This is a genomic window from Actinomadura violacea (assembly GCF_017573465.1).
Classification (GTDB): domain Bacteria; phylum Actinomycetota; class Actinomycetes; order Streptosporangiales; family Streptosporangiaceae; genus Spirillospora; species Spirillospora violacea.
Window position 1 is genome coordinate 18,034 of the sequence record NZ_JAGEPF010000058.1, and the last position, 24,099, is coordinate 42,132.

General features: G+C 71.3%; 25 protein-coding genes. 10 read left to right on the forward strand and 15 right to left on the reverse strand.

Annotated features, from left to right (window positions below):
* Positions 1-12 precede the first annotated feature (12 nt).
* The 8 genes from J4709_RS51885 to J4709_RS51920 are packed head-to-tail and all read right to left on the reverse strand — an operon-like array spanning position 13 to position 8,264.
* Positions 13-1,314, reverse strand: coding sequence for an MCE family protein (locus J4709_RS51885; RefSeq protein ID WP_208252923.1), 1,302 nt, complete (start codon positions 1,312-1,314; stop codon positions 13-15).
* Complete coding sequence (locus J4709_RS51890) at positions 1,311-2,408, reverse strand: MCE family protein (protein ID WP_208252924.1); 1,098 nt, start codon at positions 2,406-2,408, stop codon at positions 1,311-1,313. Before J4709_RS51890 ends, J4709_RS51885 begins: the two co-directional genes overlap by 4 nt.
* Positions 2,408-3,445, reverse strand: a complete 1,038-nt coding sequence (locus J4709_RS51895) for an MCE family protein (RefSeq protein ID WP_208252925.1) — start codon at positions 3,443-3,445, stop codon at positions 2,408-2,410. Before J4709_RS51895 ends, J4709_RS51890 begins: the two co-directional genes overlap by 1 nt.
* Positions 3,445-4,473, reverse strand: a complete 1,029-nt coding sequence (locus J4709_RS51900) for an MlaD family protein (RefSeq protein ID WP_208252926.1) — start codon at positions 4,471-4,473, stop codon at positions 3,445-3,447. The genes J4709_RS51895 and J4709_RS51900 overlap by 1 nt, the downstream gene beginning before the upstream one ends.
* Positions 4,473-5,549, reverse strand: a complete 1,077-nt coding sequence (locus J4709_RS51905; RefSeq protein ID WP_208252927.1) for an MCE family protein — start codon at positions 5,547-5,549, stop codon at positions 4,473-4,475. Before J4709_RS51905 ends, J4709_RS51900 begins: the two co-directional genes overlap by 1 nt.
* Positions 5,546-6,610, reverse strand: coding sequence for an MCE family protein (locus J4709_RS51910; protein WP_208252928.1), 1,065 nt, complete (start codon positions 6,608-6,610; stop codon positions 5,546-5,548). Before J4709_RS51910 ends, J4709_RS51905 begins: the two co-directional genes overlap by 4 nt.
* Positions 6,607-7,461, reverse strand: a complete 855-nt coding sequence (locus J4709_RS51915; protein ID WP_208252929.1) for an ABC transporter permease — start codon at positions 7,459-7,461, stop codon at positions 6,607-6,609. Before J4709_RS51915 ends, J4709_RS51910 begins: the two co-directional genes overlap by 4 nt.
* Positions 7,461-8,264, reverse strand: coding sequence for an MlaE family ABC transporter permease (locus J4709_RS51920; protein WP_151543100.1), 804 nt, complete (start codon positions 8,262-8,264; stop codon positions 7,461-7,463). Before J4709_RS51920 ends, J4709_RS51915 begins: the two co-directional genes overlap by 1 nt.
* A gap of 269 nt (positions 8,265-8,533) precedes the next feature.
* Here J4709_RS51920 and J4709_RS51925 point away from each other — a divergent pair, with 269 nt between their 5' ends.
* The 3 genes from J4709_RS51925 to J4709_RS51935 all read left to right on the forward strand — a co-directional run bounded on the left by J4709_RS51925 (position 8,534) and on the right by J4709_RS51935 (position 10,916).
* On the forward strand, positions 8,534-9,094 hold the full coding sequence (locus J4709_RS51925; protein WP_232385395.1) for a MarR family winged helix-turn-helix transcriptional regulator: 561 nt from the start codon (positions 8,534-8,536) through the stop codon (positions 9,092-9,094).
* A 173-nt stretch (positions 9,095-9,267) separates the two neighbouring features.
* Positions 9,268-10,179, forward strand: coding sequence for an aggregation-promoting factor C-terminal-like domain-containing protein (locus J4709_RS51930; protein ID WP_208252930.1), 912 nt, complete (start codon positions 9,268-9,270; stop codon positions 10,177-10,179).
* A gap of 95 nt (positions 10,180-10,274) precedes the next feature.
* The gene (locus J4709_RS51935; protein ID WP_208252931.1) at positions 10,275-10,916 is read left to right on the forward strand and encodes a TetR/AcrR family transcriptional regulator; all 642 of its coding nucleotides are present in this window, start codon (positions 10,275-10,277) and stop codon (positions 10,914-10,916) included.
* A 4-nt stretch (positions 10,917-10,920) separates the two neighbouring features.
* Here the strand turns inward: J4709_RS51935 and J4709_RS51940 are convergent, their stop codons facing one another.
* Positions 10,921-12,129 carry a COG1361 family protein gene (locus J4709_RS51940; protein ID WP_208252932.1) on the reverse strand — a complete coding sequence of 403 codons (1,209 nt, stop codon included), beginning with the start codon at positions 12,127-12,129 and terminating at the stop codon, positions 10,921-10,923.
* A gap of 152 nt (positions 12,130-12,281) precedes the next feature.
* Positions 12,282-13,112 carry a hypothetical protein gene (locus tag J4709_RS51945; protein ID WP_208252933.1) on the reverse strand — a complete coding sequence of 277 codons (831 nt, stop codon included), beginning with the start codon at positions 13,110-13,112 and terminating at the stop codon, positions 12,282-12,284.
* A gap of 61 nt (positions 13,113-13,173) precedes the next feature.
* Between J4709_RS51945 and J4709_RS51950 the strand changes: the two genes are divergently transcribed.
* Both J4709_RS51950 and J4709_RS51955 read left to right on the forward strand, forming a co-directional pair.
* Positions 13,174-13,977: an NAD-dependent epimerase/dehydratase family protein gene (locus J4709_RS51950; protein ID WP_232385396.1), complete on the forward strand. Its 804-nt coding sequence runs from the start codon at positions 13,174-13,176 to the stop codon at positions 13,975-13,977.
* Positions 13,978-14,057: 80 nt separating this feature from the next.
* A complete protein-coding gene (locus tag J4709_RS51955) occupies positions 14,058-14,705 on the forward strand; it encodes a TetR/AcrR family transcriptional regulator (protein ID WP_208252934.1) in 648 nt (215 codons plus the stop codon).
* A 4-nt stretch (positions 14,706-14,709) separates the two neighbouring features.
* On the opposite strand, the gene J4709_RS51960 is transcribed toward J4709_RS51955, so the two are convergent.
* Both J4709_RS51960 and J4709_RS51965 read right to left on the reverse strand, forming a co-directional pair.
* A complete protein-coding gene (locus J4709_RS51960; RefSeq protein WP_208252935.1) occupies positions 14,710-15,090 on the reverse strand; it encodes a nitroreductase family deazaflavin-dependent oxidoreductase in 381 nt (126 codons plus the stop codon).
* A gap of 51 nt (positions 15,091-15,141) precedes the next feature.
* On the reverse strand, positions 15,142-16,605 hold the full coding sequence (locus J4709_RS51965; RefSeq protein WP_208252936.1) for a flavin-containing monooxygenase: 1,464 nt from the start codon (positions 16,603-16,605) through the stop codon (positions 15,142-15,144).
* A gap of 84 nt (positions 16,606-16,689) precedes the next feature.
* On the opposite strand from J4709_RS51965, the gene J4709_RS51970 reads away from it, so the two are divergent.
* Positions 16,690-17,307: a TetR/AcrR family transcriptional regulator gene (locus tag J4709_RS51970; protein WP_307802173.1), complete on the forward strand. Its 618-nt coding sequence runs from the start codon at positions 16,690-16,692 to the stop codon at positions 17,305-17,307.
* A gap of 4 nt (positions 17,308-17,311) precedes the next feature.
* Here the strand turns inward: J4709_RS51970 and J4709_RS51975 are convergent, their stop codons facing one another.
* Positions 17,312-17,977 (reverse strand): TetR/AcrR family transcriptional regulator, encoded by a 666-nt coding sequence (locus tag J4709_RS51975; protein ID WP_208252937.1) that lies wholly within the window; start codon positions 17,975-17,977, stop codon positions 17,312-17,314.
* Between the two features lie 109 nt (positions 17,978-18,086).
* On the opposite strand from J4709_RS51975, the gene J4709_RS51980 reads away from it, so the two are divergent.
* The 3 genes from J4709_RS51980 (at position 18,087) to J4709_RS51990 (ending at position 21,129) form a co-directional block, all read left to right on the forward strand.
* Entirely contained in the window at positions 18,087-19,193 is a 1,107-nt protein-coding gene (locus tag J4709_RS51980; RefSeq protein ID WP_208252938.1) for a ferritin-like domain-containing protein, read from the forward strand.
* Between the two features lie 44 nt (positions 19,194-19,237).
* The gene (locus J4709_RS51985; RefSeq protein WP_208252939.1) at positions 19,238-20,095 is read left to right on the forward strand and encodes an SDR family NAD(P)-dependent oxidoreductase; all 858 of its coding nucleotides are present in this window, start codon (positions 19,238-19,240) and stop codon (positions 20,093-20,095) included.
* A gap of 68 nt (positions 20,096-20,163) precedes the next feature.
* Positions 20,164-21,129, forward strand: a complete 966-nt coding sequence (locus J4709_RS51990; protein ID WP_208252940.1) for an AurF N-oxygenase family protein — start codon at positions 20,164-20,166, stop codon at positions 21,127-21,129.
* 354 nt (positions 21,130-21,483) lie between these two features.
* On the opposite strand, the gene J4709_RS51995 is transcribed toward J4709_RS51990, so the two are convergent.
* Positions 21,484-22,221 (reverse strand): hypothetical protein, encoded by a 738-nt coding sequence (locus tag J4709_RS51995; RefSeq protein ID WP_208252941.1) that lies wholly within the window; start codon positions 22,219-22,221, stop codon positions 21,484-21,486.
* A 120-nt stretch (positions 22,222-22,341) separates the two neighbouring features.
* Between J4709_RS51995 and J4709_RS52000 the strand changes: the two genes are divergently transcribed.
* On the forward strand, positions 22,342-23,865 hold the full coding sequence (locus J4709_RS52000; protein WP_208252942.1) for an ATP-dependent DNA ligase: 1,524 nt from the start codon (positions 22,342-22,344) through the stop codon (positions 23,863-23,865).
* Here J4709_RS52000 and J4709_RS52005 read toward each other — a convergent pair.
* The coding region (locus J4709_RS52005; protein WP_208252943.1) for a hypothetical protein at positions 23,862-24,099 on the reverse strand (238 nt) is incomplete at its 5' end. The two genes, J4709_RS52000 and J4709_RS52005, sit on opposite strands and share 4 nt — an antisense overlap.

Sequence of the window (24,099 nt, forward strand, 5' to 3'; positions counted from 1 at the left end):
CGGGGATTGGGGTCAGTCCTTGCCGCGGCGGCGAAGCCGGGACAGGCGGGACACCACGGGCACCGAGCCCATCATGACCCTGATCAGCACCATCAGTGCCAGAACCGGGGGAATGTAGATTAGCCAAACCGGCGGCCCACCAGAAGAGTCCTTGCCGCTGTTCGCGGCGTTGCGGGCCTTCAGCGGCTTGTCGAGCGCGGGATCGTGGGTCGGGATCACGTCGCCCGGGTTCTTCGCCCGGTAGGTGTTCTGCTTGACGTTCAGCGCGGGCGTCCGGCCCCCGGCGCAGGTCGGCACCGTCGCCAGCTGCGGCTGCGGCAGCGGGTACTTGTACTCCAGCGCCGCCCGGTGCTTCAGCGTGATCTCGAAGATGACGTTCAGCACCGGCTTGCCCTGGTCCAGCCCGATGACGTTGTCGAGGACGGTCTTGAGCTGCGGCGCGACCGCGAGGGTGGTCTTCAGGTCGGACAGGTAGTTCGGGTTGTAGGCGGCGATGCCCCAGTTGCCGAGCATGTCGACGGTGCAGTCGAAGTTCGGGCCGGTCTCGTCCAGCAGGTTGTTGACCGTGGACAGCAGGCCGGGGCCGGTGTCGCGCAGCTCGGCGAGCTGGCCGCGCATCTGCGCGAGCGCCGAGGTGAGCGCCGCGACGTTGTCGATGCCCGCGCCGAGCGCGCCCCGGTTCTTGTTCAGCACGCTGGTGATCTTGCCGAGGTCCTTGGTCAGCCCGTCCAGCAGCTCGGTGTTCTGCGCGAACGTCTGGGTGAGCTGGTCGCCGCCGTTGACGATCTGGCGGATGGAGTCCTCGCGGCCCGCGAGGCCCTCCGCCAGCTCGTGCGTGAGCACCTTGGCGTCGTCGGGGTTGATGGCGTCCAGCGACTTGATGACCGCGCCGAACAGGTCGCTGTACTTCGGCGGGACCTTGGTCTGCGACACCGGGATGACGGTGCCGGGCCGCATCGGCGGCGCGCCCGCCTGCCCGGGGCCGGGGGTCAGCTCGACGACCGGCTCGCCGACCGCGGACTTGCGGGCCGCCGCCGCGGTGACGCCGCGCGGGATCTTCACGCCGCGCTCCATGTCGAGCCGGACGACGACCTTGTTCTTCTCCAGCTTCACTGAGTCGATCTTGCCGACCCGCAGGCCGAGGTAGTCGACCTCGAAGTTCGGGTGCAGGCCCGGGGACGACTCGAACTCGGCCGTGATGTGGTACGGCCGCTCGATGAAGTCGAAGTGCACGACGTTGCGGAACGCCCACACGATCATGATCACGGCCAGTGCGCCGAACACCGCCAGGTTGATCGTCACTCGCCTGGTCACTGCCGCCCCTCCAGGATCTTGTCGAGGTCCGGAAGCGCGGTCCTGAACGGCTTCGGCAGCTCGGTGCCGCCGGAGCCGTTCGAGCCGCCGGCGCCGCCCGCCGCCTTGCCCTTCTTCTTGGCGTTCTTGCCGCCGCCGCCGAGCACCGGCGTCCCATCCGGCCAGGTGATGGTCAGCAGCGGGTACAGCAGCAGCTGCCCGTCATAGCTGGCCTTCGGCAGCTTGTCGCTGAAGGTGACCAGCCCGTTGACGAGGTTCGTCAGCCGGGTCCGGTTGTTGCCGAGCTGCGCGAGGACGGGGTCGAGGTCGTTGAGCAGCTTGCGGAACCGCGCGACCCGCCCCTCCAGCACCTTGTCGTTCAGCTGCCGGGCGGCCTCGGTGAGGCTGCTGACCGTCTTGAGGATCTTCTGCTTGTCCTCGTTCAGCAGCCGCGTGGTGCGCTCGATCTGGACGGGCGCCTCGTTCAGCGCGTCGTCGCCGGCGGCCAGCGACCGGCCGAGCTTCGCCAGGTGGTCGACCGACTCGCCGAGCTGCTCGCGCTGGTCGGCGACCAGCTTCAGCAGGCTGGTCGCCTTGGCGATCGAGGTGTTGATCCGCGTGCCGTTGCCGTCGAGCGCGGTCGCGCCGGCGTTGACGACCGTCGCGACGTCGTTGCCCGCCAGCGCCTGCACCAGCGGGCCCGCCTGCCCGACGACCTGCTCGAACGCCGGCTGCACGCTGGTCTGCGTGATCGCCGCGTGGTTCGCCAGGAACGGGCCGCGGTCCATGCTGGCGCCGGGCGGCATCTGCAGGTCCACGTAGTTCTCGCCGAGCAGCGACGTCACCTTGATCTCGGCGCGGGTGCCCTGCGGGATCTTGATCCCGTCCTCGATGGACATCGTCGCCTTGGCCCGGTAGCCGTCCAGCTGCACCTTGGTGACGCTGCCGACCGTGATGTCGGACATCTTCACGCTGTGCCCGGCGACCAGCCCCTGCACGTCGCTGAACTCGGCCGTCAGGGTCAGGTGCCCCTTCGGCGCGCCGATCGTCTTGTAGTCGCAGCCCGAGAGCGCGAGCACCGCGGCGACGACGAGCAAGATCGCCTTCCTGCCCATCAGTTGCCTCCGTTCTGCCAGGGACAGTTGGAGTTGGGCGCCGGAAGCGGGCAGGCGACCTCGTCGGAGTCCATCAGGCCCTTCAGCCACGTCCGCACGAACGCGTCGGTGGCGAACCGGATGTGCAGCGACTTGTCCTTCTTGCCGTAGCCGCCGATGAGGGCGTCACTGACGCCCGGGAGCACGTTCAGCAGCTGCGCGAGCTGCTTGGCGTTGCCCTTCAGGATGAGCGCCACCCGGGTGAGGACGGCGAGGTCGTAGGGCAGCTGCCCCTTGTACTTCTTGATCAGCTTGCCGCCGTTCCTGGACAGGTCCAGCACCGCGCCGATCAGCTGCTGCAGGTCGCCGCGCTCGGAGGCGAGCACCTGCGTGGCCTGCCCGAAGTCCTGGATCATGGTGCCGAGCACCTGCTCCCGGCCCCGCACGACCCCGGCCATCCGGCTGAGGTTCTGCGCGACCTCGATCAGGTCCTTGTCCTGGCCGGCGACGTTCTCCACCAGCCGGGCGCTCTGCTCCAGCGTCGCGTTGAACTCCTTGCCGTTCCCGTTCACCGAGTCGGCGGCCTTGCCGAGCGCCGTCTGCATCTTCGTCGGGTCCAGCGCGTTCGCCAGGTTGGTGAAGGAGTTCAGCGCGTCGTCGACCTCGACCGGGACGGTCGTCCGCTGGATCGGGATGACGTTGGAGGTCTCCTTCGGCTGGCCCGGCCGCCACGCCGGGTGCAGCACCAGGTTCCGCTCGCCCACCAGGTTCAGCGGGACGATCGAGGCCTGCACGCCCTGCGGCAGCGGGACGTCCCGGCCGATGTGGAACGTCACCTTGATCCGGTCGTCCTCCTGCTTGACCGTGTCGACCCGGCCGACGTCGACGCCCATCACCAGGACCTTCGACTGCGGGTAGAACGAGCGCGCCTTCGGCACGTAGACGGTCATCGTGCGCTCCCCGCCGCCCGTGCCGAGCGAGCAGCCGCCGAGCGCGGCGGCCAGCGTCAGCGCGATCGCGGCCGCGGCGGCCCTGGTCCTGCCGTTGAGGCGGCCCATCAGTTGCCTCCCTGCCCGGCGGAGCGCCGCGTGGAGATCGGGCCCGGCGGCTGGATCGGCCCGAGCCCGGTGAGCACGCCCTCGATCCAGGGCCCGTTGCCCTTGAGGTTGGCGACCTGCTGGAACGTCGGGCCGAGCAGCGAGAAGTCGGTGTTCAGCGCGTCCATGTTGGGCGCGAGCCGGGTCGTCAGCAGGTGCAGGTTGTCCAGCAGCGTGTCCAGCTTCTTCTGGTTCCTGGAGATGACGTTGTCGAGGGTGCGGACCGTCCGGTTGCCCTGCCCGATCGTCGCGGCGAGCTCGTTGCGCCGGTTCACCAGCGACTGCAGCAGCACCTGGCTGGAGTCGATGATCTGGCGGAGCTTGTCGTCCTTGCTCGCCAGCGTGCCGGTGATGGTCTTGCTCGCCTCGATGAGGTTCTGGATCTGCGGGTAGGAGTCGTTGAGCGTGCGCGAGAGGTCCTGGATGTTCTGCAGGATCCGGTGCAGCTTCGCGGCGCCCGGCGACTTGATCGCCGACACCTCCGTGAGCAGCTTCGTCATGCTCTTCTCGTCGAGCTTGCCGACGATGTTCTGGGTGTTCTGCAGCGCCTCGGGGACGGTGAACGGGACCCCGGTGTGCTCCAGCGGGATACGCCGCCGCGACTCCGGCATGCTCGCCAGGTACGGCTTGGCGACCGGCCCGGACAGCTTGAGGTACCGGCCGCCGAGCAGCGTCGTCGTCTCGATCTCCGCGCGGGTGTCGCGGCCGAGGTCGATGCCGGCGTTCACGTGCCAGGTGATGACCACCCGGCCGTGCGCGAAGTCCGGTTCCACCGCGGTGACCCGGCCCGACTTCACGCCGGCGACGCGCACGTCGTCGCCCTTCTTGATGCCGGCCTGGTCGGAGAAGTAGCCGCTCATCGTGTAGCCCTGGTCGAACAGGTGCAGCTGGCCGATCGCGAACGCGAAGATCAGCGCGACGGCGAGCACCGCCAGCGTCACGATCGCGACGAGCTTCTGGTTGACGTCCCGCAGGGACTTGAGCGCCATCAGCCGCCACTCCCCGTCAGCATCGCCTTCAGCTTGGCCAGGTCCTGCTTGGACGGCTGCTTGGTGCCGGGCGCCTTCGGCAGCTGCATCGGGAAGGGGCACGGCCCCTGCACGATGTTCAGGCACAGCGCGTTGGTGCGCAGGAAGTGCCCGCCGTTGGCGGCGGCGAACAGCTCGCGGAGGGTCAGCGGCAGCTGCTGCACCATCTTCTCCAGCTGGTCGACGTTCAGCCGGAAGGTGTCGCTGAACTTGCCGAGGTTGTCGATGATGCGGGCGAGCTGCGCGTCGTTGCCGCCGAGCACCGCGTTCAGGTTGGTGGTGACGCCCGAGATCTGCACGACCGCGTTCTCCAGCAGCTTGCGGTTGTCGGCGAACACCCCGGTCAGCGACGCCAGGTTGTCGACGCTGGCGGCGATCTGGGTGTCCCGCTTGGAGATCGCCTGGCTGACCGTCTCGTAGTTGTCGATCATCCCCTTGATCGTGTCGCGGCGGGCCTCGAAGGTCTGCAGCAGCGCGTCGAGGTTGTCGGTCAGCAGCGAGACGTTCTGCTCGTTGCCGTCCAGTGCCTGCGAGAACGAGAAGAGGATCTTGTTGAGCTGGTTCGGGTCCAGGCTCTGGGTGAGCGGGCCGAGGCTGTTGAGGATCTCGCCGAGGTCCACCACCGACCGGGTGTGCGGCACCCGGTCCCCGTTGCCGAGCCTGCCTGGGCTGCTGCCCGGCTCCAGGTAGATGACGCGCTGGCCCATCACGTTGCGCCACCGGACGGCGGCGGTGGAGTCGGCGGGGAGCCGGACGTCCTTGTCGACCGCCATCCCGACCACGGCCTTGCCGCGCACCACCTTGATGCTCTTCACCTGGCCGACCGGCGTGCCCGCCACCTTCACCTCGTCGCCGGTCAGCAGGCCCGTGACGTCGTCGAACGTCGCGGTCAGCTTGTAGCGCGAGTTGAAGCTGGTGCCGAGGATCTGCTGCCCGATGTAGAAGGTCAGCAGGACCGTCACCACGAGGAAGATCGCGAACTTCGCGATCGTGGTGTACTCCGGGCCGCGGGCGGCCTTGCCGCGCACCGGGCTCATGGCCGTCCTCCCGCCGTGGTCTTCGTCTTGCCCTTGGGCTGGAACGGGTCGGTGGTGCACACGTCGATGAAGACCTGGCACAGGTCGAGGGAGAGGACCTCCTTGGCCTGGGCGATCGTGGTGCCCGACGGACCCGGGATCCGGATGATGCGCGCCAGCAGGGCGAAGAACCCGTTGAGGCTGTCCATCAGGACGGGCAGCTTGTCGTTCTCGGAGTGCACCGTCGCGGCGATCCCGCCGACGTTGTCGATGATCTTCCCGAGGTTCGCGCCGTGCCCGCGCATCGTGGTGCCGACCGTGTCGCCCAGTTGGCTCGCCTGCGCCAGCAGCTGGTTGATCTTGTCGGGCTTCTCCGTGATCACCTGCGACAGCGTGTTGAAGTCGCCGGTGAACCGGACGGCGTTGTCGCCGTGCGCGGCGAGCGTGCCCGACAGCCCGTTGATGTCGTTCAGCAGGGCCTGGATGTAGGCGCGGTCCTTGTACGTCGCGTCCACCACCGTCGACCCGTTCTGGATCATGCGGCGCGCGGCCGGCCCCTCACCGGACAGCCCGGCGCCGAGGGTGTGCAGGATCGTCGCCACCTCGTCCGGGTTGATCGCCTTGGTGAGGTTGTAGGCGGGCCACGCCGTCTGCGACAGGTCCTGCGGGTCGGCGGTCTTGACGACCCGCCCGCCGTCCTTGAGGTACGGGCCGGACAGCTCGTGCGCGCCGGGGTCCAGCACCAGGTCCTTCGGCCCGAACACCGAGACCGGCTCGATCGTCGCGGTGGCCGTGTCGGGGACCCGGACCCCTTTGTCGACGCGGAGCTTCACCGTCACCCGGCCGTCCCGGTCCAGCTTGATCTTGTCGACGCTGCCGACCGCGATGCCTCGGATCTTCACGTCCGACTTGCCGGGGTCCAGGCCCTGGCCGGCGGTGCCGAAGGTCGCGTCGTAGTAGGTGGAGCCGCCGTACGACGGGGTGGTGGAGATCCCGACGGTGACCGCGGCGACCGCGATCACGCCGGCGCCGACCAGCCCGAAGATCGTCCGGGACCGGGAGGAGAGGCTCTCGTCGCTCATCCGGTCAGCCTCACCGTGCTGCCGTGGCCCCAGAAGATGTACGACAGAAGCAGGTTCATCAGGATCATCAGGATGGTGGACTCCCGGATCGCGCGGCCCGCGGCGACGCCGACGCCGACGGGGCCGCCCGAGGCGTAGTAGCCGCGGTAGCAGTGGATGAACATCACGATGAACGCGAAGATCGCGACCTTGATCACGCTGTAGAGAACGTCGATCGGCGGCAGGTACAGGTGAAAGTAGTAGTCGTAGATGCCGGGCGACAGCCCGAAGTACTGGATCGTGATGAACCGGGTGGCGAAGAACGCCATGAACAGCGAGACCAGGTAGAGCGGGACCAGGGCGATGACGCCGGCCGCGACCCTGGTGCACACCAGGTAGGCCAGCGAGTTGATGCCCATGACCTCCAGGGCGTCGATCTCCTCGGAGATCCGCATCGCGCCGATCTCCGCGGTGAAGCCGGTGCCGACCTGCGCGACCAGCGCGACCCCCGCGATGATCGGGGTGACCTCGCGGACGTTGGAGTAGCTCGCGACCAGCCCGGTGAACGCCTCCGCGCCGATGCGTTCGAGTCCGGGATAGCCCTGCAGCCCGACCATCGCGCCGGTGGCCAGCGACATCGTCGCGATGACGAAGATCATGCCGCCGCCGATCACCAGCGCGCCGACGCCGACGGTGATGTCGCTGACCTGCTTGGCCAGCGTCTTGCCGTACTTGCGCCGGATGACGATGTCGAAGAGCAGGTGGTAGAGCACCCGGCCGAGGAAGATCGGCAGGTTGGCCGAGGCCGACAGCCCGGCCGTGCGGCCCTTGAAGGCGCGGCCCAGCTTGCGTACGGGGGAAATGGCGACCATCAGAACCTCGGGGGGAACAGGACCTGGTAGATCATGGTGAGGATGTAGTTGGTGGCGAACACCACGATCGAGGTGACCACCACCGCCTTGTTCACCGCCCGGCCGACGCCGACCGGGCCGAGGTCGCAGTTCATGCCCATGTAGCACGCGACCGCGGCGGCGATGAATCCGAAGATCCACGCCTTGAACAGGGTGATCACCAGGTCCGAGAACTGCAGCAGGGTCGTCGCGCCGTCGAAGAACGCGCCGGGGCTGACGCCCTGCTGGATGACGTTGAAGTAGTAGCCGCCGAGCACGCCCGCCAGGATCACCACCGAGCAGAGCAGGCCGGAGACCATGCTCGCCGCCCACAGCCGGGGGGTGACCAGGCGGTGGATCGGGTTGATGCCCATGACCTCCATGGCCGCGAGTTCGTCGCGGATGTTGCGGGCGCCCATGTCCGCGGTGATGGCCGAGCCGCCGACGCCGGAGACCAGCAGCGCGGCGGCCAGGGGGGCCACCTGCTGGATCATCGCCGCGGTCAGCAGCGCGCCGGTGCCCGACTGGGCGCCGAGCTGCCGTGCGATGTCGCCGACCTGCAGCGAGATGGTGGCGCCGAGCGGCACCGCGATCAGCATCACGGGCACGCTGGTCACCCGGGCGAGGAACCAGCACTGCTCGACGAACTCGCCCCACCACTGGCGCAGGTCCCAGGTGCGGCGCAGCCCCTCCAGGAGGGTCACGCACAGCAGCCCGGTCTCGTCGAGCGCGCGCTCGACCCGTCTGCGTGCCAGGTCCGGGGCCTTCGTCAGGCTCAGGGCCATCAGCCGGTGCCCTCCCCCGCGGGGGGTGCGTGAAGGGTCATCCCAGCCTCCTTCGTTCTCGGACGTCGGCGCCCATCCGATACTCCGGTTCCCTTGCCGGGTCACGGGGGCGCCTCTGCTGTCACGCTGGTGTTCCGCGCCACCGTGGTCTCGGTCGAGACCGGTATCACTCACGGGACCACCAGGGTCACACGGACACAGTCGTCCCGCTTGTGATCTGGAGCACTCTATTGGAAGAAGTTCTAAGAAGCGAGTACTTACATCATGATTTGTCCGAAGCTACGATCTCCGGCGTGCACATCGAGGCGCAACGAGGCGCGGAACACCCCCGGGAGGACGGCGTGGACCCGCTGGTCACCGGCATCAGGGACCGCTGGGCGGGGCAGGGCATGGCCGGCGGGCCGTGGCCGTTCATGGCGATCAGCTCGGTCGAACGGCTGCACCAGATGCTCAAGAGGGCGCTGGACACCGAGCTGAAACGGTTCGGGCTGAGCCGCACCGGCTACTTCCTGCTGACCACGCTGGCGCTCATCGGCAACGGCAACGCGCGGCTGAGCACCCTCGGCCGGATCCTGATGATGCATCCGACGACCGTGAAGCTGACCGTCGACCAGCTGGAGGCGGCCGGGCTCGTCGAGCGCGCCCGGCACCCGAGCGACCGGCGCGCCACGCTCGTCCAGATCACCGCGGCGGGACGCGACCAGGTGAACGCGGCGAACCTCGCGCTGGAGGACCCGGCGGGCGCCCTCGCGCCGTTCGACGGCATGCACCGCGCCCTGTTCGAGGCGCTGCAGCCGGCCCGGCTCGCGGCGGGCGATCTCGAACTCTGATGCCGCGATCCGGGGGTGGGCGGGCGTCCGCCCTCCGGAGGCTCTAGCATCGCCGTCGAACGTGCCCGCGCCGGCCATCCCGGCCGGACGGGCGGCGGTGAACCGGCTGTGACATCGCCTGCGTACATCGTCATCGAGAACACAAGACCCGGGCGATAAGGCAGTCTTCTCCTATGCCACAGAGTCACGGCACGCGCAGACGCACCGGTTCCACCTCCGGCCGCAGCCGCTCCGAGCAGCGGCGCGGCGGCCGGCGGCGGGCCGGCGACCGGGGCGCCGGGGGGCGGCGGGCGGACCGGGTCCCCGCGCCCAGGCCGTCCCCGGAGGCGCCCGGCACGCTCGCCTCGTCCGACCCGTACGGGCCGTCCGATCCCCCCGGGCCGCACGCGGAAGCGGCGCGGGACCTTCCCGAGCGCCACCGCCCGTCGAGGCGGCGGCGCGCCTGGACGCTGCTCACCCACAACGTCACCATCACCGTCGCGGGCATCGCGGTGCTCGCGGGCGGCGTCGCGTTCGTGGACTGGAACAAGGTGCTGGGCGACGCCTCCCCGCCGAAGGCCGCGGCGAACGGGCCCGTGTCGACCAACGACATGCTCGCCCACCTCCAGGGCTTCGACATGGACGCCATCACCGCCGACTCCATAGCGACCGCCAAGGAGCGGGCCTACAAGGAGCACCAGGCGTACATGAAGAAGCTCAAGGAGCAGGCCAAGAAGGACGCGGCCGCCCGGGCGAAGCTGAAGGCGGAGAAGGAGAAGGAGCGGCTCGCCAAGTCCAACCCGAGCGCCGGGCAGAACAAGGCGTACGGCAAGAAGATGAACGCGGCCAAGGGCTGGGGCAACTGCTGGTCGTCCCTGCTGACGCTCTGGAACCACGAGAGCGGCTGGAACGAGCGGGCCACCAACCCCGGCAGCGGCGCGTACGGGATCCCGCAGGCGCTGCCCGGCTCCAAGCTCGCGAGCGCCGGCTCCGACTGGCGCACCAGCTCGCCCACGCAGATCGCCTGGGGCCTCGGCTACATCAAGGCCCGCTACCACGACCCGTGCGGCGCGTGGTCCTGGTGGTCCTCGCACCACTGGTACTGAGACCGGCACCGGGACGCGCGGTATCGGGACGCCCGGTAGCGGGCCGGCGCCGCCGAGTGCTGGTGGCCCGGCCGCGATCCGGGCACGATGTGGGGATGACCACGAGCAGGGCGCGCCCGGCGGGCGGCGCGGGCGAGGCCGGCGGCGACCGGCGGCAGTGGGCGCGCGCGGACGCGACCCGGCAGGCGCTGCTGACCGCCGCGCAGCAGGTGTTCGCCGACCGCGGCTACGCCGACGCGGGCATCGCCGAGATCGTCGAGCGGTCCGGCATCAGCGTCGGCAGCCTGTACCACCACTACGGCGGCAAGGCCGGGCTGTACGTGGCGCTGTGGGAGGAGCTCACCGGCGAGCAGGAGGAGGCCGCCGCGCGGGCGGTGTCCGCCGCGCGCAAGGGCGGCGAGGACGACCCGATCGCGCTGTTCATCGCCGGCGCCCGCGCCTACCTGCGGGTGTGCTGGGAGCGGCGGGAGGCGGCCCGGCTGTTCCACGGCGGCGAGGGGCCGTCCGGCTCGTCGCTGATGCGGCGCAGCCGGGCCCAGCACTGGATCGCGCAGAACACCAAGCTGCTGCGCGGCACGTCCGGTACCCCGGCGGGCCGCGCCGGGCAGGTGCTCAGCCTGGTGCTGACCACCGTGATCGGCGAGGCCGGGCGGGAGATCGCGACGGCGGAGGGCGAGGCGGAGGCCGCCGAGATCATCGACGAGGTCTGCCGCATCCTCATCCGGCTGGCCCGCTGAGTGGCTAGCGGGCGCGGGCGGGGAGCAGCGCCAGCCGCGGGCCGCGGCGGGCGTGCCTCCCGCGGTGGCGGGCGGCGGGGCGCCTCTCCGGCTCCGGTTCCCGCCATTCCACCTTCGGCGCGGCCTCCGCGCGCAGCGCCGCCTGCGCCTCCGGTGCCGCCCACGAACCGGCCGCCCAGACCGCCACGGGCCTCGGGTCGGCGGGCCGCGGCCGCGGCCGCACCGGCTCCGGCGGGACGGGCAGCACCGGCCCCGCCGCGCGCCCGCTTCCCGCGAGCCGCGGGCGGGCACGGCGCAGGTGGAGGCGGCCGGACCGCCGGGGCGAAGCGCCCTCCCGGCGGGCCAGCCGCAGTCTGAGCAGCAGCAGCGTCACCGAGGAGGCCATCGCGGCCAGCACGCCGGCCTGCAGCGCGGTCAGGTCGTCGAGGTCGGAGGCGCCGCTGGGCAGCGCGCGCAGGTCCGCCATCTGCACCGGCGCGATCGGCGCGGGCGCGGTCCGCGGCCCGACGACCGGGGGCAGCACGACGTCGGGCCCGGTCACCCCGCCCGGCACTCCCGGCGCGCCGCCGGGGGCGACCGGCGGGACGCCGGGCGGCAGGTTCCCCGCGGTGATGCCGGGCGGCAGCGCGCCCGACGGCCCGGTGACGACGAGCGTGTAGGTGCGGGTGCGGGTCGCCGCGTGCGACGCGGAGACGACGACGGTGAGCCGGATGGTGCCGGGCCTCGCCCCGGACGGGACCCGGACGGTCACCGTCGCGGACGTCCCGCCGGCCCCGACGCTGCCGAGGCCCTGCTCGGACGGTGCGGTGGTGGCGCCGCCCGTCGCCGACGCGCGCAGCACGGTGCCGGAGGCGGTCGCGCCGGACGCCGCCACGCGGACGGTGGCGGTGATCGAGCCGCCCGGGGCCACCGTCGCCGACGACACGGTGGCCGCGACCGACAGCACCGGCCTCGCCGGCTTGCCCGGATGGTGCGGAGGCGTCGGTGTCGGCGTGGGGGTCGGTGTCGGTGTCGGCGTGGGTGTGGGCGTCGGGGTGGGAGTCGGCGTGGGCGTGGGGGTGGGCGTCGGCGTGGGGCTGTCCGTCGGGACCGGCGACCCGTCCGTCGGCGACGGCGTGGGTTCGGCGATCACCGGGGCCGCCCCGGAGACGGCGAGCACCGCCGCCACCCCGAGCCCCGCGAACAGCGCACCGCCGGCCGACCGTGAGCGCACCTGTCCCCCACCTCCACCCTTCGGGTTCCGTCCCGTTCGATGTGGCGATCGAATCAGCTGCGGAATGCCGCTTCAAGGTGCGGGGGAAAGGTTGTCAGCGGGCGACGAATTACCGCCGCGGGCCCACCGGACGCATTATCAGGTATTGCGCATCAGGAACGCGCGGACGGCGCGAGCCGCTCGATCCGGTCGGTGCGGCCGGCGAGGAGGTCCGCGTAGGCGATCGCGAAGTCGCCGTTCGGCGCGGCGCCGGAGAAGTAGCCGCCGGTCACCGTGTCCGGGAGGTATTCGCGCAGGCTGTAGCGCATGTGGCCGGGGTAGGCGACGGGCTCGCGCGGCCCGCCGGACGCGCCGTCGGCGCCGAAGACCACCCAGTGGTCGGTGGCGACGGGCTCGTCCAGGCGCGGGGCGCCGCCGGTGTGGCAGTCGAGCGCGGGCACGACGAGCCGCTCGGGATCGGCGGGTTCGTACCACATCAGCAGCGGTTTCGCCCGCCGCGCGTCGGCATTGTCGAAGCAGCAGAGAATGATCACGTGCCGCGGGAAATGCGCCGCGTAGAAATCCATGAGCTCGGGGTCGGGGCGCGGCCTGCGGTGCGGCGGCACGCGGTCCAGCGCGGCCGGGATCAGGGTCGGGTCCTCGGCGATGAGGACGGTGTAGACGTCGTGGTCGAACACCCGCACGTCCGGTTCCGCGGCGTCCATCCAGCTCATCACGGCGGCGCCGGCCGCGGCCGACCGGGGCGCCAGCGCGTCCACCATCAGGTCGAGCACGTCCGCCTCGTCGTCGCGGAGGGCGAGGAAGTTGTCCGGGGACAGGGCGCGCGCGGGCACGTGCAGCAGCATCGCGTTCGGCCCGTCCGCGAGGTTCGCGGCCGTGTTCCGGTAGCCGAGCACCTCGATGAGGCCGTGGTCGGGATGGTGCCGCCGCCCCGCGTAGAGGGTCGTCCCGGAGAACACGGCCGGTCCCGTCGATACGCACATGCGGACGAACCTAGACGAGCCTGCCGGTCACCGCGCCGGGACCGGCTGGGAGACTCGGGGCATGACACTCGGAAGGATCGTGCTGACGGGGGCGGCGGGACGCGTCGGGAGCGCCGTGCGGGGGCCGCTGCGCGAGGCGGCGGACACGCTGGTGCTGGCCGACCGGGCGCCGCTGGAGGCGGAGGCGCCGAACGAGGTGGTGCACCGCACCGACCTGTCGGACGCGGTGGAGGTCGTCGCGGGCGCGGACGCGGTCGTGCACCTCGCGGGGGTGCGGGACGAGGCGCCGTTCCCCGAGCTCGTCGAGGGCAACATCCTCGGCACGCAGCGGATGCTGGAGGCGGCGCGGGTGACCGGCGTCCGGCGGGTGGTCCTGGCGAGCAGCAACCGGCTGACCGGCCTGTACCCGTCCACCGAGACGGTGTCGGCGCAGATGCCGCCGCGCCCGGACGGGATGTACGGGGTCAGCAAGGTCGCGGTCGAGGCGCTCGCCCGGCTGTACGTCGACAAGTTCGGGCTGGACGTGGTGTGCCTGCGCATCGGCAGCCTCGACGCGCTCCCGAACGAGCCGCGGCACCTGGCGACCTGGCTGAGCCACCGGGACGCGGCGGGGTTCGTACTGGCGGCGCTGACCGTCCCGGACCCCGGTTTCCTCGCGGCGTACGCGGTGTCGGCGAACGCGCGCCGCTTCTGGGAGCTGGACGAGCGGCTCGGCTACCGGCCGCAGGACGACGCCGCGGACTTCGGCATCCCGGACACGTTCGTCGGGCCGGGCGTCCCGCAGGGCGGCGACTTCGCGTCCCGCGAGTTCACCCTCCGGTACCTCGAGCCGGCCGCGGGCACGGAGGCCGACGCGCGAGAGTGACATTTGGTTCACACGGGAACCGGGAGACGGTTATCCTGACCTCCCGGTTACCGGTTCCTGACGGAAAGTCGAAGGGGTCCATGCCAACGTCCACGTGGTTCCGCCTCAACGTCGCCAAGCGGGAACGGGTCCTGGAGGTGGCGATGCGCGAGTTCGGGGAGCACGGGTACTCGACCGGCAGCCTGAACACCATCGCCCGCGAGGCCGGGATCGCCAAGGGCTCGCTGTTCCAGTACTTCAGCGACAAGCTGGAGTTCTTCGCGTTCGTCTGCGACGAGGCGTCGCGCCGGATCCGCGAGGAGATGGAGCGGCGGATCGCCCGCGTGGACTTCGACCAGGCCTTCGACGAGTGGCTGTTCGACGTGCTGTGCGACTGGACCGAGTACATGGCCGACCACCCGCTCGAGCGGTCCGTCACCGCGGCGACCAACTTCGAGCTGGACAACAGCGTCCGCTCGGTCGTCCGCGACACCGCGAACCAGCACTACCTGGGGGTCATCCATCCGACGCTGGACCTGTGGAAGGCGGAGGGCGGCATCCGCGAGGACGCCGACCTGCAGGTGCTCGCGACGACGATCCTGACGCTGCTGCCGTTCCTGGCGCTCGCCCCCTACTACGACGGCCTCGACCCGATCCACGACCTGCGCGGCCGCACGCCGGACGAGCAGCGCCCGGTGGTCCGGCAGCTCGTCGCGGGCATCCGCCCGATGTTCGCGCCGGAGAAGTGACGCCCTAGCCGTCGAGGTCGGCGACGAGCACGTCCATGTAGCGGGTGACGGGCCGGATGGGGGACGGCAGCTCGGCGGCGTCGGCGGCGGTGAGCACGCGCGGACCGCTGATCCGCCGGACGCGGCCGAGCCGCTCCACGCCGCCGCGGCCGGCGGCGAGCAGGTTGCGCACCCAGTCGGTGTCGGTCCCGTACGGCAGGCCGATGATGATCCGGCCACCGCTGCGGAACGCGGTGACGGGCGTGCGGTACTCGCGTCCGGACGTGCGGCCCTTGTGCACGATGACGGCGAGGGGCGGCAGGTAGGGGGCGTAGACGCCCTGCACGCGGTTCGTGACGGCCTTGTTGATGCGGCGCAGCCGCCGCGGCATCAGTGGCCTCGGCATGCTCCCTGCCTAGCACGCCCGGGGCGCCCCCGTGCCCCGGGCGCGCCCTTCTCAGCGGGTGAGGAGGTACTCCTCGGGCCTGGCCTTGCGGTTGCCCGCCCAGAACTCGAAGGTGTGGCCGGGCCAGAGGGTGCGGTTGACGCCCTGGTCGTCGAGGTACCAGCTGCTGCAGCCGCCCTCGTTCCACACGGCGCGGCGCAGCCGGCGCTGCATCCGGTCGTTGAACCGGCGGGACGCCTCGGGCTTGGGCTCCAGCGCGTCGGCGCCCGACTCCTGCAGCAGCCGCAGGCAGCCGAGCACCTGCTGGATCTGCACCTCGATCATGAACACGACGGAGTTGTGGCCGAGGCCGGTGTTCGGGCCGAGCAGCATGAAGAAGTTCGGCATGCCCGGGATCGTGGTGCCGCGGTGCGCCTCGATGCCGTCCGCCCAGATCTCCTGGAGCTTGACGCCGTCGCGGCCGGTGACGCGCAGCTCGTTGAGGGCGTCGACGACCTTGAAGCCGGTGCCGTAGACGATGCAGTCGACCTCGTACTCCTCGCCGTCCTTGGTGACGATCGAGTTCTCCCGCACCTCGGCGATGCCGGACGTCTCGACGGTCACATTCGGGCGGGCCAGGGCCGGGTAGTAGTCGTTGGACAGCAGGACGCGCTTGCAGCCGATGGTGTAGTCCGGGGTGACCTTGGCGCGCAGCTCCGGGTCGGGGATCTGCTTGTCCAGGTGCCGGCGGGCGAGCTTCTCCTGCGGCAGCGACAGCCGCGGGTCGATGGTGAAGCCGACCGCGCGGGCCTCCAGCGCCCAGTAGATGCCGTTGCGGAACGCGCGGGCGGCGCCGGGCACCTTGGCGAACGCGGTGCGGACGGGCCTCGGGAAGGTGAAGTCGGGCTTGGGCTGGATCCACGGCGGCGTCCGCTGGAACAGCACCAGCTCGCCGGCCTCCTTGGCGATCCGCGGGACGAACTGGATCGCGGACGCGCCCGTCCCGATGACGGCGACGCGCTTGCCGGCCAGGTCGTAGGAGTGGTCCCACTCGGCGGAGTGGAACGTCGCGCCCTGGAACCTCTCGATGCCCGGCAGGTCGGGGAACGAGGGGATGTGCAGCGCGCCGATGCCGGAGATGACGGCCCGGGGGGTGAGGACGGTGCCGTCGGTGAGGGTGACGTTCCAGCGGCGGGCGTCGTCCTGGTACTCCATGGTGTCGACGGTGCTGCCGAAGCGGATGTGCTCGCGGACGCGGTACTTGTCGGCGGTGCGCTCCATGTAGGAGCGGATCTCGGGCTGCGGGGCGAACATCCGCGACCAGCCCGGGTTGAGCTCGAAGGAGAAGGAGTACATGTGCGACGGGACGTCGCAGGCGCATCCGGGATAGGTGTTGTCGTGCCAGGTCCCGCCGAGGGCCTCGCTCTTCTCCAGGATCACGAAGTCATGGAAGCCGGACTGCTTGAGCCGGATGGCCATGCCGAGCCCGGCGAAGCCGGAGCCGATGATGACGATCGCCGGGGCGCGCTCGCTCATTTCCCGTCCTTTCGCGATAACCTACTCCCGGTAAGTTACTAGGAGTAGATTACTGACGGTAGGTCCAACAGAGAGGATTCCGCTGTGAGTGCCGCCACACCGCCGCCCTCCCCGCGCCGCCGCCGGATGTCCCGCGCCGAGCGCGAGCGGCAGATGCTGGACGTGGCGGAGAAGGTGTTCGGCGAGCGCGGCTACCAGGGCACCTCGATGGACGAGATCGCCGAGCGCTGCGGCGTCTCCAAGCCGATGCTCTACGAGTACTTCGGTTCCAAGGACGGCCTGCTCGTCGCGTGCGTGAGCCGCTCCAAGGCCGAGCTGCTGGACGTCACCCAGAAGGCCATGGCGGGCGCGACCGACCCCAAGGACATCCTGTGGCGCGGGATGGTCGCCTACTTCGGCTTCATGGACGCGCACAGCGAGTCGTTCGCGATGCTGCTGCGCGAGCCCGCCGCCGAGTCGCGCGAGGCCGTCGAGGCGGTGGAGGCGACCCGGCGGCAGCAGAGCGAGCTGATCTCCGGGGTGCTGGCCGCGTTCGCGCCGAACGCCGGCGGGCCCGCGATCGCCGCGTTCACCGAGATCATCATCGGCGGGTGCGAGCGGCTCGCCCAGTGGCGGACCTGGCATCCCGAGGTCGGCGTCGAGGACGCGGCGCGGCACATGACCGACTTCTGCTGGCAGGGCCTCAGCCCCTACCTGGCCTGACCGGTCAGCGGCGGGGCAGCGCGTCGAGGGCGGTGATGAGCAGGTCGAGGCCGAACTCGAAGTCGGTCTCCGGGTCGTGGCTGGCGAGCTCCTCGCCGAGCGCGACCACGTGCGGGAACTCGGCCGCGTCCAGCTTCGCCCACGACTCGGCCTGCGTCTCGACGAGGTTGTCCAGCGTCTTCACCACGCCGGTCTCGCGCAGCTGCGCGCCGAGCGCATAGGCCATCAGCGCGCGCATGATGCGCACCGAGGTCGGGCCGTCGAAGCCGGCGGCGTCGGCGAGCGCGAGCGCCCGCTCGGCGGGCCGCAGCCCGAGCTGGGTGTCGATCCTGTGGGTGAGGACGATCGTCATGCAGCGCGGGTAGTCGTGCGCGACCTTGCGGAACGCGCGGACCAGGGCGCGCGCCCGGGTCTGCCACGGCTCGTCCGGGTCGTCCTCCAGCTCCAGGCCCGCGATGACGTGCTCGGCGACGCCTTCGAGCAGCGCGCTCTTGTTGGGGACGTGGTTGTAGAGCGACATCACCGCGACGCCCAGCTCGGCCGCGACGCGGCGCATGGACAGCGCGTCGGCGCCCTCCCGCTCGATCAGCCCGACCGCCGCCTGCACGATCCGCGCCCTGGTCAGGACGGGGCGCGGCGCCGGCGTGTCGGACGTCACGTCGCCGTCCATCGGGCCCGCCCCTTCCCGCCGTTGACACCCGTAAGTGCACCGTGACACGGTACGTACAACGTACGCCAGACGTACATCGTACGTGACGCGCCCTCGGGGAGGAACGCCCGTGTCGACCCATGACCTTTACACCGAGCCCGTCGACAAGTCCACCTGGAACATCCCCATGGCCGGCGACACCCGGTTCATTTGGGAGTACGACGACGGCCGCGACCGGCTCCTCGCCCTGTACCAGAAGGGCAAGGACAAGCAGTGGGACTCGGTCAAGCGGATCGACTGGGACCTGGAGGTCGACCCGTACGACGTCCTCGGCGTCCCGGACCAGTCCCTCGCCATCTACGGCACCAAGCACTGGGACAAGCTGACCGAGAAGCAGCGCGGCGAGCTGCGCCAGCACTCCACGTCCTGGCAGTTCTCCCAGTTCGTGCACGGCGAGCAGGGCGCGATGATCACCGCGGCCCGGATCGTCGAGGCGGTGCCCGACCTGGACTCCAAGTTCTACTCCGCCACCCAGGCCATGGACGAGGCCCGGCACGTCGAGGTCTTCTCGAAGTTCCTGCAGGAGAAGGTCGGGATGGTCTACCCGATCAACACCAAGCTGCAGGACCTGCTGAACGAGACCCTCACCGACTCCCGCTGGGACATGCCCTACCTCGGCATGCAGGTGCTCATCGAGGGCCTCGCGCTCGCCGCGTTCGGCGTCATCCGCGACATCACCACCAAGCCGCTGCCCAAGCAGATCCTCGCCTACGTCATGCAGGACGAGGCGCGGCACGTCGCGTTCGGGCGGCTCGCCCTGCGCGACTACTACAAGCAGCTGTCCGCCGCCGAGCTGAAGGAGCGCGAGGAGTTCGTCATCGAGGGCTGCTACCTCATGCGCGACCGCATCCGCGGCAGGGAGATCTGGACCAACTTCGGCATCGACCCGAAGGAGGTCGACGAGATGGTGGAGAACTCCCCCTACATGAAGATGTTCCAGAGCCTGCTGTTCAGCCGGATCGTCCCGTGCGTGAAGGACATCGGCCTGTGGAGCGAGCGCATCCAGCGGACCTACGACGACATGGGCGTGCTCGACATGTCCAAGGCCGACCTCGACGCCCTGATGCACCAGGACGAGGACATCGCCGACAAGATCGACGCCGAGCGGTTCGCCGCCGAGGAGGCCGAGCGCAAGGCGGAGGTCGACGCGGTCATCGCCGACGCCGCGGCGGGCTGAGTACGGTTGGAGATCATTCCGCTCGGGACATCTCGGAGGTCTGCATGCCACTCGCGCACTTCGACGGGGCGCTCGCCGTGGTCACCGGCGCCGGCAGCGGGTTCGGCCGCGCCATCGCGCTCGCGCTCGCCGAGCGCGGCGCGACCGTCCTCGCGGCCGACATCGACCTGCCGTCCGCCGAGCGGACGGTGACGCTCGCCAAGACCCTCGGCCCGGGCGGCGGCGCCTACGAGGTGGACGTGGCGGACGCCGCCGCGATGGAGGCGTTCGCCGCCGAGGTGCGGCAGGCGCACCGCGTCCCCGACATCGTCGTGAACAACGCCGGGATCGCGGTCAGCGGCCCGTTCCTCGACCACGGCGTCGAGGACTGGGACCGCATCCTCGGCGTCAACCTGTGGGGCGTCATCCACGGGTCGCGGCTGTTCGGCAAGCAGATGGTGGAGCGCGTCAACGCGCTGCCGAACAAGCCCGACAAGCCCAACCTCGGCGGGCACATCGTCAACATCGCGTCCGCCGCGGCGTTCGCGCCGACCCGGTCGCTGCCCGCCTACTGCACCACCAAGGCCGGCGTGCTGATGCTCAGCGAGTGCCTGCGCGCCGAGCTGGCGTCCTCGCGCATCGGCGTCACCGCCGTCTGCCCCGGCTTCGCCAGCACCAACATCGTCAAGAACGGCACGTTCGTCGGCGGCGACGCCGCGCACCGCGAGCGCGTCCGCGCCCGCGGCGAGAAGGCGATCCGGATGCGCCGCTACCCGCCGGAGAAGGTCGCCGAGCGGGTCGTCGACGCCATCATCAAGAACAAGGCCGTGGTCCCGGTGAACTTCGAGGGCCGCCTGCTGCGCACCCTGTCGCGCGTCTCGCCGGCGTCCACCCGCCTGCTCGCCAGGATCCCCGTGCAATAGGGCCGGCCCCGCCGTGCGGTGCACGGCCGCGCGGCCCTCCTCGACCCCCCAGGAGAGGAGAACGACCGATGCCCCCCGAACTGCTCACCGATCGTCCGACCACGTGGACCGCGCGGATCCGCTGCAAGGACGGCGACCACGCGCTGGAGCTCACCGACCGGGAGGTGGTCGCCGAGCGGCTGCTGCGGACCTCGCGCAAGCACTCCTTCGACCCGGACGCGGACGTCGACTGGGACGCCCCGCAGGACCCCGACGTCTGGTACATGGCGCCGCAGCTGGCGTCGATCTACGAGACGCCGCTGTGGGACGGCCTGACGCACCGGCAGCGGGTGGAGCTGACCAAGCGGGAGATGTGCAGCATCGCCTCGTTCGGGATCTGGTCGGAGATGCTGCTGATGCAGGCGCTCGTCCAGCACGCCTACCGGAGCCGCTACGACAGCGAGCACGTCGCGTACGCGCTGACGGAGATCGCCGACGAGTGCCGGCACTCGAAGATGTTCGGCCGGATGGTGCGCACCTGCGGGCTGCGCACCCACCGCCCGCGGGCGCTGGAGTACCACTTCGCCAAGCTGGTCGGCGCCGTGTACGACCCGATGCCGATGTTCGCCGGGACGCTGGTGGTGGAGGAGTTCACCGACGCGTTCCAGCGGCTGACGTTCCCCGACGAGGGCGTGCAGCCGGTGATCCGGCAGGTCACCCGGATCCACGTGATCGAGGAGGCGCGGCACATCAGGTACGCGCGCGAGGAGCTGAAGCGGCTCGTCGCGCGCGCGTCGCCGGTGCGGCGGCGGGCGGCGGCGTACGCGCTGGCGCAGAGCACCCGGCTGATGGCCGCGCAGGTGATCCACCCGTCCTGCTACACCGCCGTCGGGCTGGACCCGAAGCTCGCCCGCCGGGTCGCGGCGCGCAGCGAGCACCGCCGGGAGACGATGGCGTGGGCGTTCCGCAAGTGCACCGCGTTCTTCGACGAGGTCGGATTCCTGGACGGCCGGGCCCGTGACGTGTGGGTTCGTGCGGGACTCGCGAAATCATAACCGGTTCCACTTCGCGGCCATTCCGTCCGGCATCGAAACGAATTCGGTTCACAATGGCGCGGCCGAATACCGCACGGTTTTCCAATGGTCCCGGAAACGGGTACGCGAAGGGCCGCGGAGCGGGGTCCACTCCGCGGCCCCATCGACGAGAACGGGCTGCCGACCTGGGCTCACCTCACCCAGGACACTCCAACCGCGGACACGGTCACGTCGTCGACCTCCTCCTCCCCATGCACCGCAAAGCGCACCGGCCACCGGACGCGAGTGGGAGCGCGGCCGGCGCACTTCCTCCCCTTTACCGGGAACACCTTAGAAGGTCCTGACAGAAAATAAGGCGCGATCGGCCGATTCAGGTCAGAAATGCGCCAACGTCGCCAGTACCTCCCGCGCGACGCCCTCCGCCGCGCCGAGGCACGCCCCCTCCCGGGCGGCCGCGCGGCCCTTCGCCGCCTGCTCGCTGTAGCTCACCGTCACCAGCACGTTCCGGTACCGCGTCGTCACCTCGCCGACCACCGTCGGCTGCCCGTCGTCGGACTTGAACCAGCGGAACGCCTCGTCGCCGATCCCCCGCTGCGGCCGCAGGCTGATCGTCCGCACGAGCGGCGCGTCGTGCGCCTGCGCCCACGACGCCCGGTAGTCGGTCTCCGCGTCCCGCACCGGCGTCGGCGACTTCGCGGGCGCGTGCAGGTTCACCTCGACCCGCAGCCACCGGAACCGCGGCTCCTGCGCCGTGTACGTGCACGTCGTGAACGTCGAGTTGGAGCTCTCGTCCTCGCGGGCCTTCGGGATCGTCCGGCGGACGGTCTTGTCCGGCACCATCGCGCACGGCTTCGGCAGCGACCCCACCGTCTGCTCCTGCATCGGCGACTCCGACGGCCTCGACGGCTCCGCCGACCGCCCCGGCGACGGGGAACCGGACCGCGGCGCCGCCGCGTCCCTCCCGTGCTCGGGCATCAGCAGGAACACCGCCACCGCGGCACCGCCGAACGCCACCAGCGCGACCAGCAGCACCAGCAGCCGCGGCCGGCGCGACGGCGACGGCGGCTCCGGCGCCGAGTACACCCGGTGGAACGGCTCGCGCTGCAGCCCCACGCCCCGCTCCTCACTCCCCCGCGCCATCGGCCCGCCACTGGTCAACGTAGTCAGGACCGCCGCCGGTGACCAGGGGTCCCGCCGGGATCGAATGTCAGACCCCGTGGTCACAATGGACGGGTGCTGATAGCGGAGATCGCGCGGACGTCGGGAGAGGTGGCCGGCACCTCCGGCCGCAAGGCCAAGGTCACGGCCCTCGCCGGGTGCCTGCGCGCCGCCGGGCCCGGCGAGGCCGCGATCGTCGTCGCCTACCTGTCCGGGGAGCTGCCGCAGCGGCAGATCGGCGTCGGCTACGCGTCGCTGCGCGCCGTCCCGCCGCCCGCCGCCGAGCCGTCGCTGACCGTCCCCGAGGTCGACGCCGCGTTCACCGAGATCGGCGCGGTGTCCGGCACCGGCTCGGTCGCCCGGCGCCGCGAGCTCGTCACCGCGCTGCTCGGCCGCGCCACCCGCGCCGAGCAGGACTTCCTCATCCGGCTGCTGGCCGGCGAGCTGCGCCAGGGCGCCCTCGACGGCGTGATGGCCGAGGCGATCGCCGCCGCCGCCGGCGTGCCGTCCGCCGAGGTCCGCCGCGCCGCCATGCTCCGCGGCGCCCTCGGCCCCGTCGCCACCGCCGCGCTCGCCGACGGCGTCGACGGGCTGCGCGGGTTCACCCTGGAGGTCGGGCGCCCCGTCAAGCCGATGCTCGCCGCGTCCGCCCCGTCGGTCGAGGAGGCGTTCGCCAAGCTGAAGGCCGAGGCCGCCGTCGAATGGAAGCTCGACGGCATCCGCGCCCAGATCCACGTCCGCGACGGCGGCGTCCGCGTGTTCACCCGCACCCTCGACGACATCACCGCCCGGCTCCCCGAGGTCGTCGCCGCCGTGCGCGAACTGCCCGTCCGCGACGCCGTGTTCGACGGCGAGGTCATCGCGCTGCGCCCCGACGGCGCCCCCCACCCGTTCCAGGTCACCGCCGCCCGCACCGCGACCCGCACCGCCAGGACCGCCGAACCCGTCCCGCTCACCGTGTTCCTCTTCGACGTCGTCCACCTCGACGGCGACGACCTCCTCGACGCGCCCGGCGCCGAACGCAACGCCGCGCTCGTCCGCGCCGTCCCCGAGCCCCTGCGGATCCCGCGGATCGTCACCGCCGACCCGTCCGCCGCCAAGGACTTCTTCGACGACGCCGTCGCCCGCGGCCACGAGGGCGTCCTCGTCAAGTCCCTCGACACCCCCTACACCGCCGGCCGCCGCGGCGCCGGCTGGATCAAAGTCAAGCCCCGCCACACCCTCGACCTCGTCGTCCTCGCCGTCGAATGGGGCCACGGCCGCCGCCAGGGCCTGCTGTCCAACCTGCACCTCGGCGCCCGCGACCCCGAGACCGGCGGCTTCGTCATGCTCGGCAAGACCTTCAAGGGCCTCACCGACGAGCTCCTCGCCTGGCAGACCGAGAAGCTCCGCGAGCTCGCCGTCCGCGAGGACGACTGGACCGTCCACGTCCGGCCCGAGCTCGTCGTCGAGATCGCCTTCGACGGCGTCCAGCAGAGCCCCCGCTACCCCGGCGGCATCGCCCTCCGCTTCGCCCGCGTCCTCCGCTACCGCCCCGACAAAACCGCCGCCGAAGCAGACACCATAGAAACCGTCCGCGCAGTGGCGCCCGTGCTCTAGCGGCGGGTGGGGAGTTTGCGGCGGGGGTCGGGCGGCGGGGGCGGGGGGTCGTCGGTGCCGAGGCGGCGGGACAGGCGGCGGGCGGCGGCGCTCGTGCGGAGGCGGGAGACGGTGCGGGCGCGCGCGAAGGCGCGGCGCTGGAGGCGGTCGGCGATCACGCTCCGGGCGCCGCGGTCGGCGGCCCGGCGGCCCTCCCGGCGCCGGTCGCGGGCCGCGGCGCGGCGGCCGTCCCGG

What these genes read in the sequence shown, in the direction of transcription:
- J4709_RS51915 (WP_208252929.1), bottom strand. Translation starts at nt 7,461, where the DNA reads ATGGTCGCCATTTCCCCCGTACGCAAGCTGGGCCGCGCCTTCAAGGGC.
- J4709_RS51965 (WP_208252936.1), bottom strand. Translation starts at nt 16,605, where the DNA reads ATGAGCGAGCGCGCCCCGGCGATCGTCATCATCGGCTCCGGCTTCGCC.
- J4709_RS51890 (WP_208252924.1), bottom strand. Translation starts at nt 2,408, where the DNA reads ATGGGCAGGAAGGCGATCTTGCTCGTCGTCGCCGCGGTGCTCGCGCTC.
- J4709_RS51935 (WP_208252931.1), top strand. Translation starts at nt 10,275, where the DNA reads ATGACCACGAGCAGGGCGCGCCCGGCGGGCGGCGCGGGCGAGGCCGGC.
- J4709_RS51930 (WP_208252930.1), top strand. Translation starts at nt 9,268, where the DNA reads ATGCCACAGAGTCACGGCACGCGCAGACGCACCGGTTCCACCTCCGGC.
- J4709_RS51910 (WP_208252928.1), bottom strand. Translation starts at nt 6,610, where the DNA reads ATGAGCGACGAGAGCCTCTCCTCCCGGTCCCGGACGATCTTCGGGCTG.
- J4709_RS51900 (WP_208252926.1), bottom strand. Translation starts at nt 4,473, where the DNA reads ATGGCGCTCAAGTCCCTGCGGGACGTCAACCAGAAGCTCGTCGCGATC.
- J4709_RS51990 (WP_208252940.1), top strand. Translation starts at nt 20,164, where the DNA reads ATGCCCCCCGAACTGCTCACCGATCGTCCGACCACGTGGACCGCGCGG.
- J4709_RS51960 (WP_208252935.1), bottom strand. Translation starts at nt 15,090, where the DNA reads ATGCCGAGGCCACTGATGCCGCGGCGGCTGCGCCGCATCAACAAGGCC.
- J4709_RS51985 (WP_208252939.1), top strand. Translation starts at nt 19,238, where the DNA reads ATGCCACTCGCGCACTTCGACGGGGCGCTCGCCGTGGTCACCGGCGCC.
- J4709_RS51955 (WP_208252934.1), top strand. Translation starts at nt 14,058, where the DNA reads ATGCCAACGTCCACGTGGTTCCGCCTCAACGTCGCCAAGCGGGAACGG.
- J4709_RS51975 (WP_208252937.1), bottom strand. Translation starts at nt 17,977, where the DNA reads ATGGACGGCGACGTGACGTCCGACACGCCGGCGCCGCGCCCCGTCCTG.
- J4709_RS51950 (WP_232385396.1), top strand. Translation starts at nt 13,174, where the DNA reads ATGACACTCGGAAGGATCGTGCTGACGGGGGCGGCGGGACGCGTCGGG.
- J4709_RS51920 (WP_151543100.1), bottom strand. Translation starts at nt 8,264, where the DNA reads ATGGCCCTGAGCCTGACGAAGGCCCCGGACCTGGCACGCAGACGGGTC.
- J4709_RS51895 (WP_208252925.1), bottom strand. Translation starts at nt 3,445, where the DNA reads ATGGGCCGCCTCAACGGCAGGACCAGGGCCGCCGCGGCCGCGATCGCG.
- J4709_RS51905 (WP_208252927.1), bottom strand. Translation starts at nt 5,549, where the DNA reads ATGAGCCCGGTGCGCGGCAAGGCCGCCCGCGGCCCGGAGTACACCACG.
- J4709_RS51945 (WP_208252933.1), bottom strand. Translation starts at nt 13,112, where the DNA reads ATGTGCGTATCGACGGGACCGGCCGTGTTCTCCGGGACGACCCTCTAC.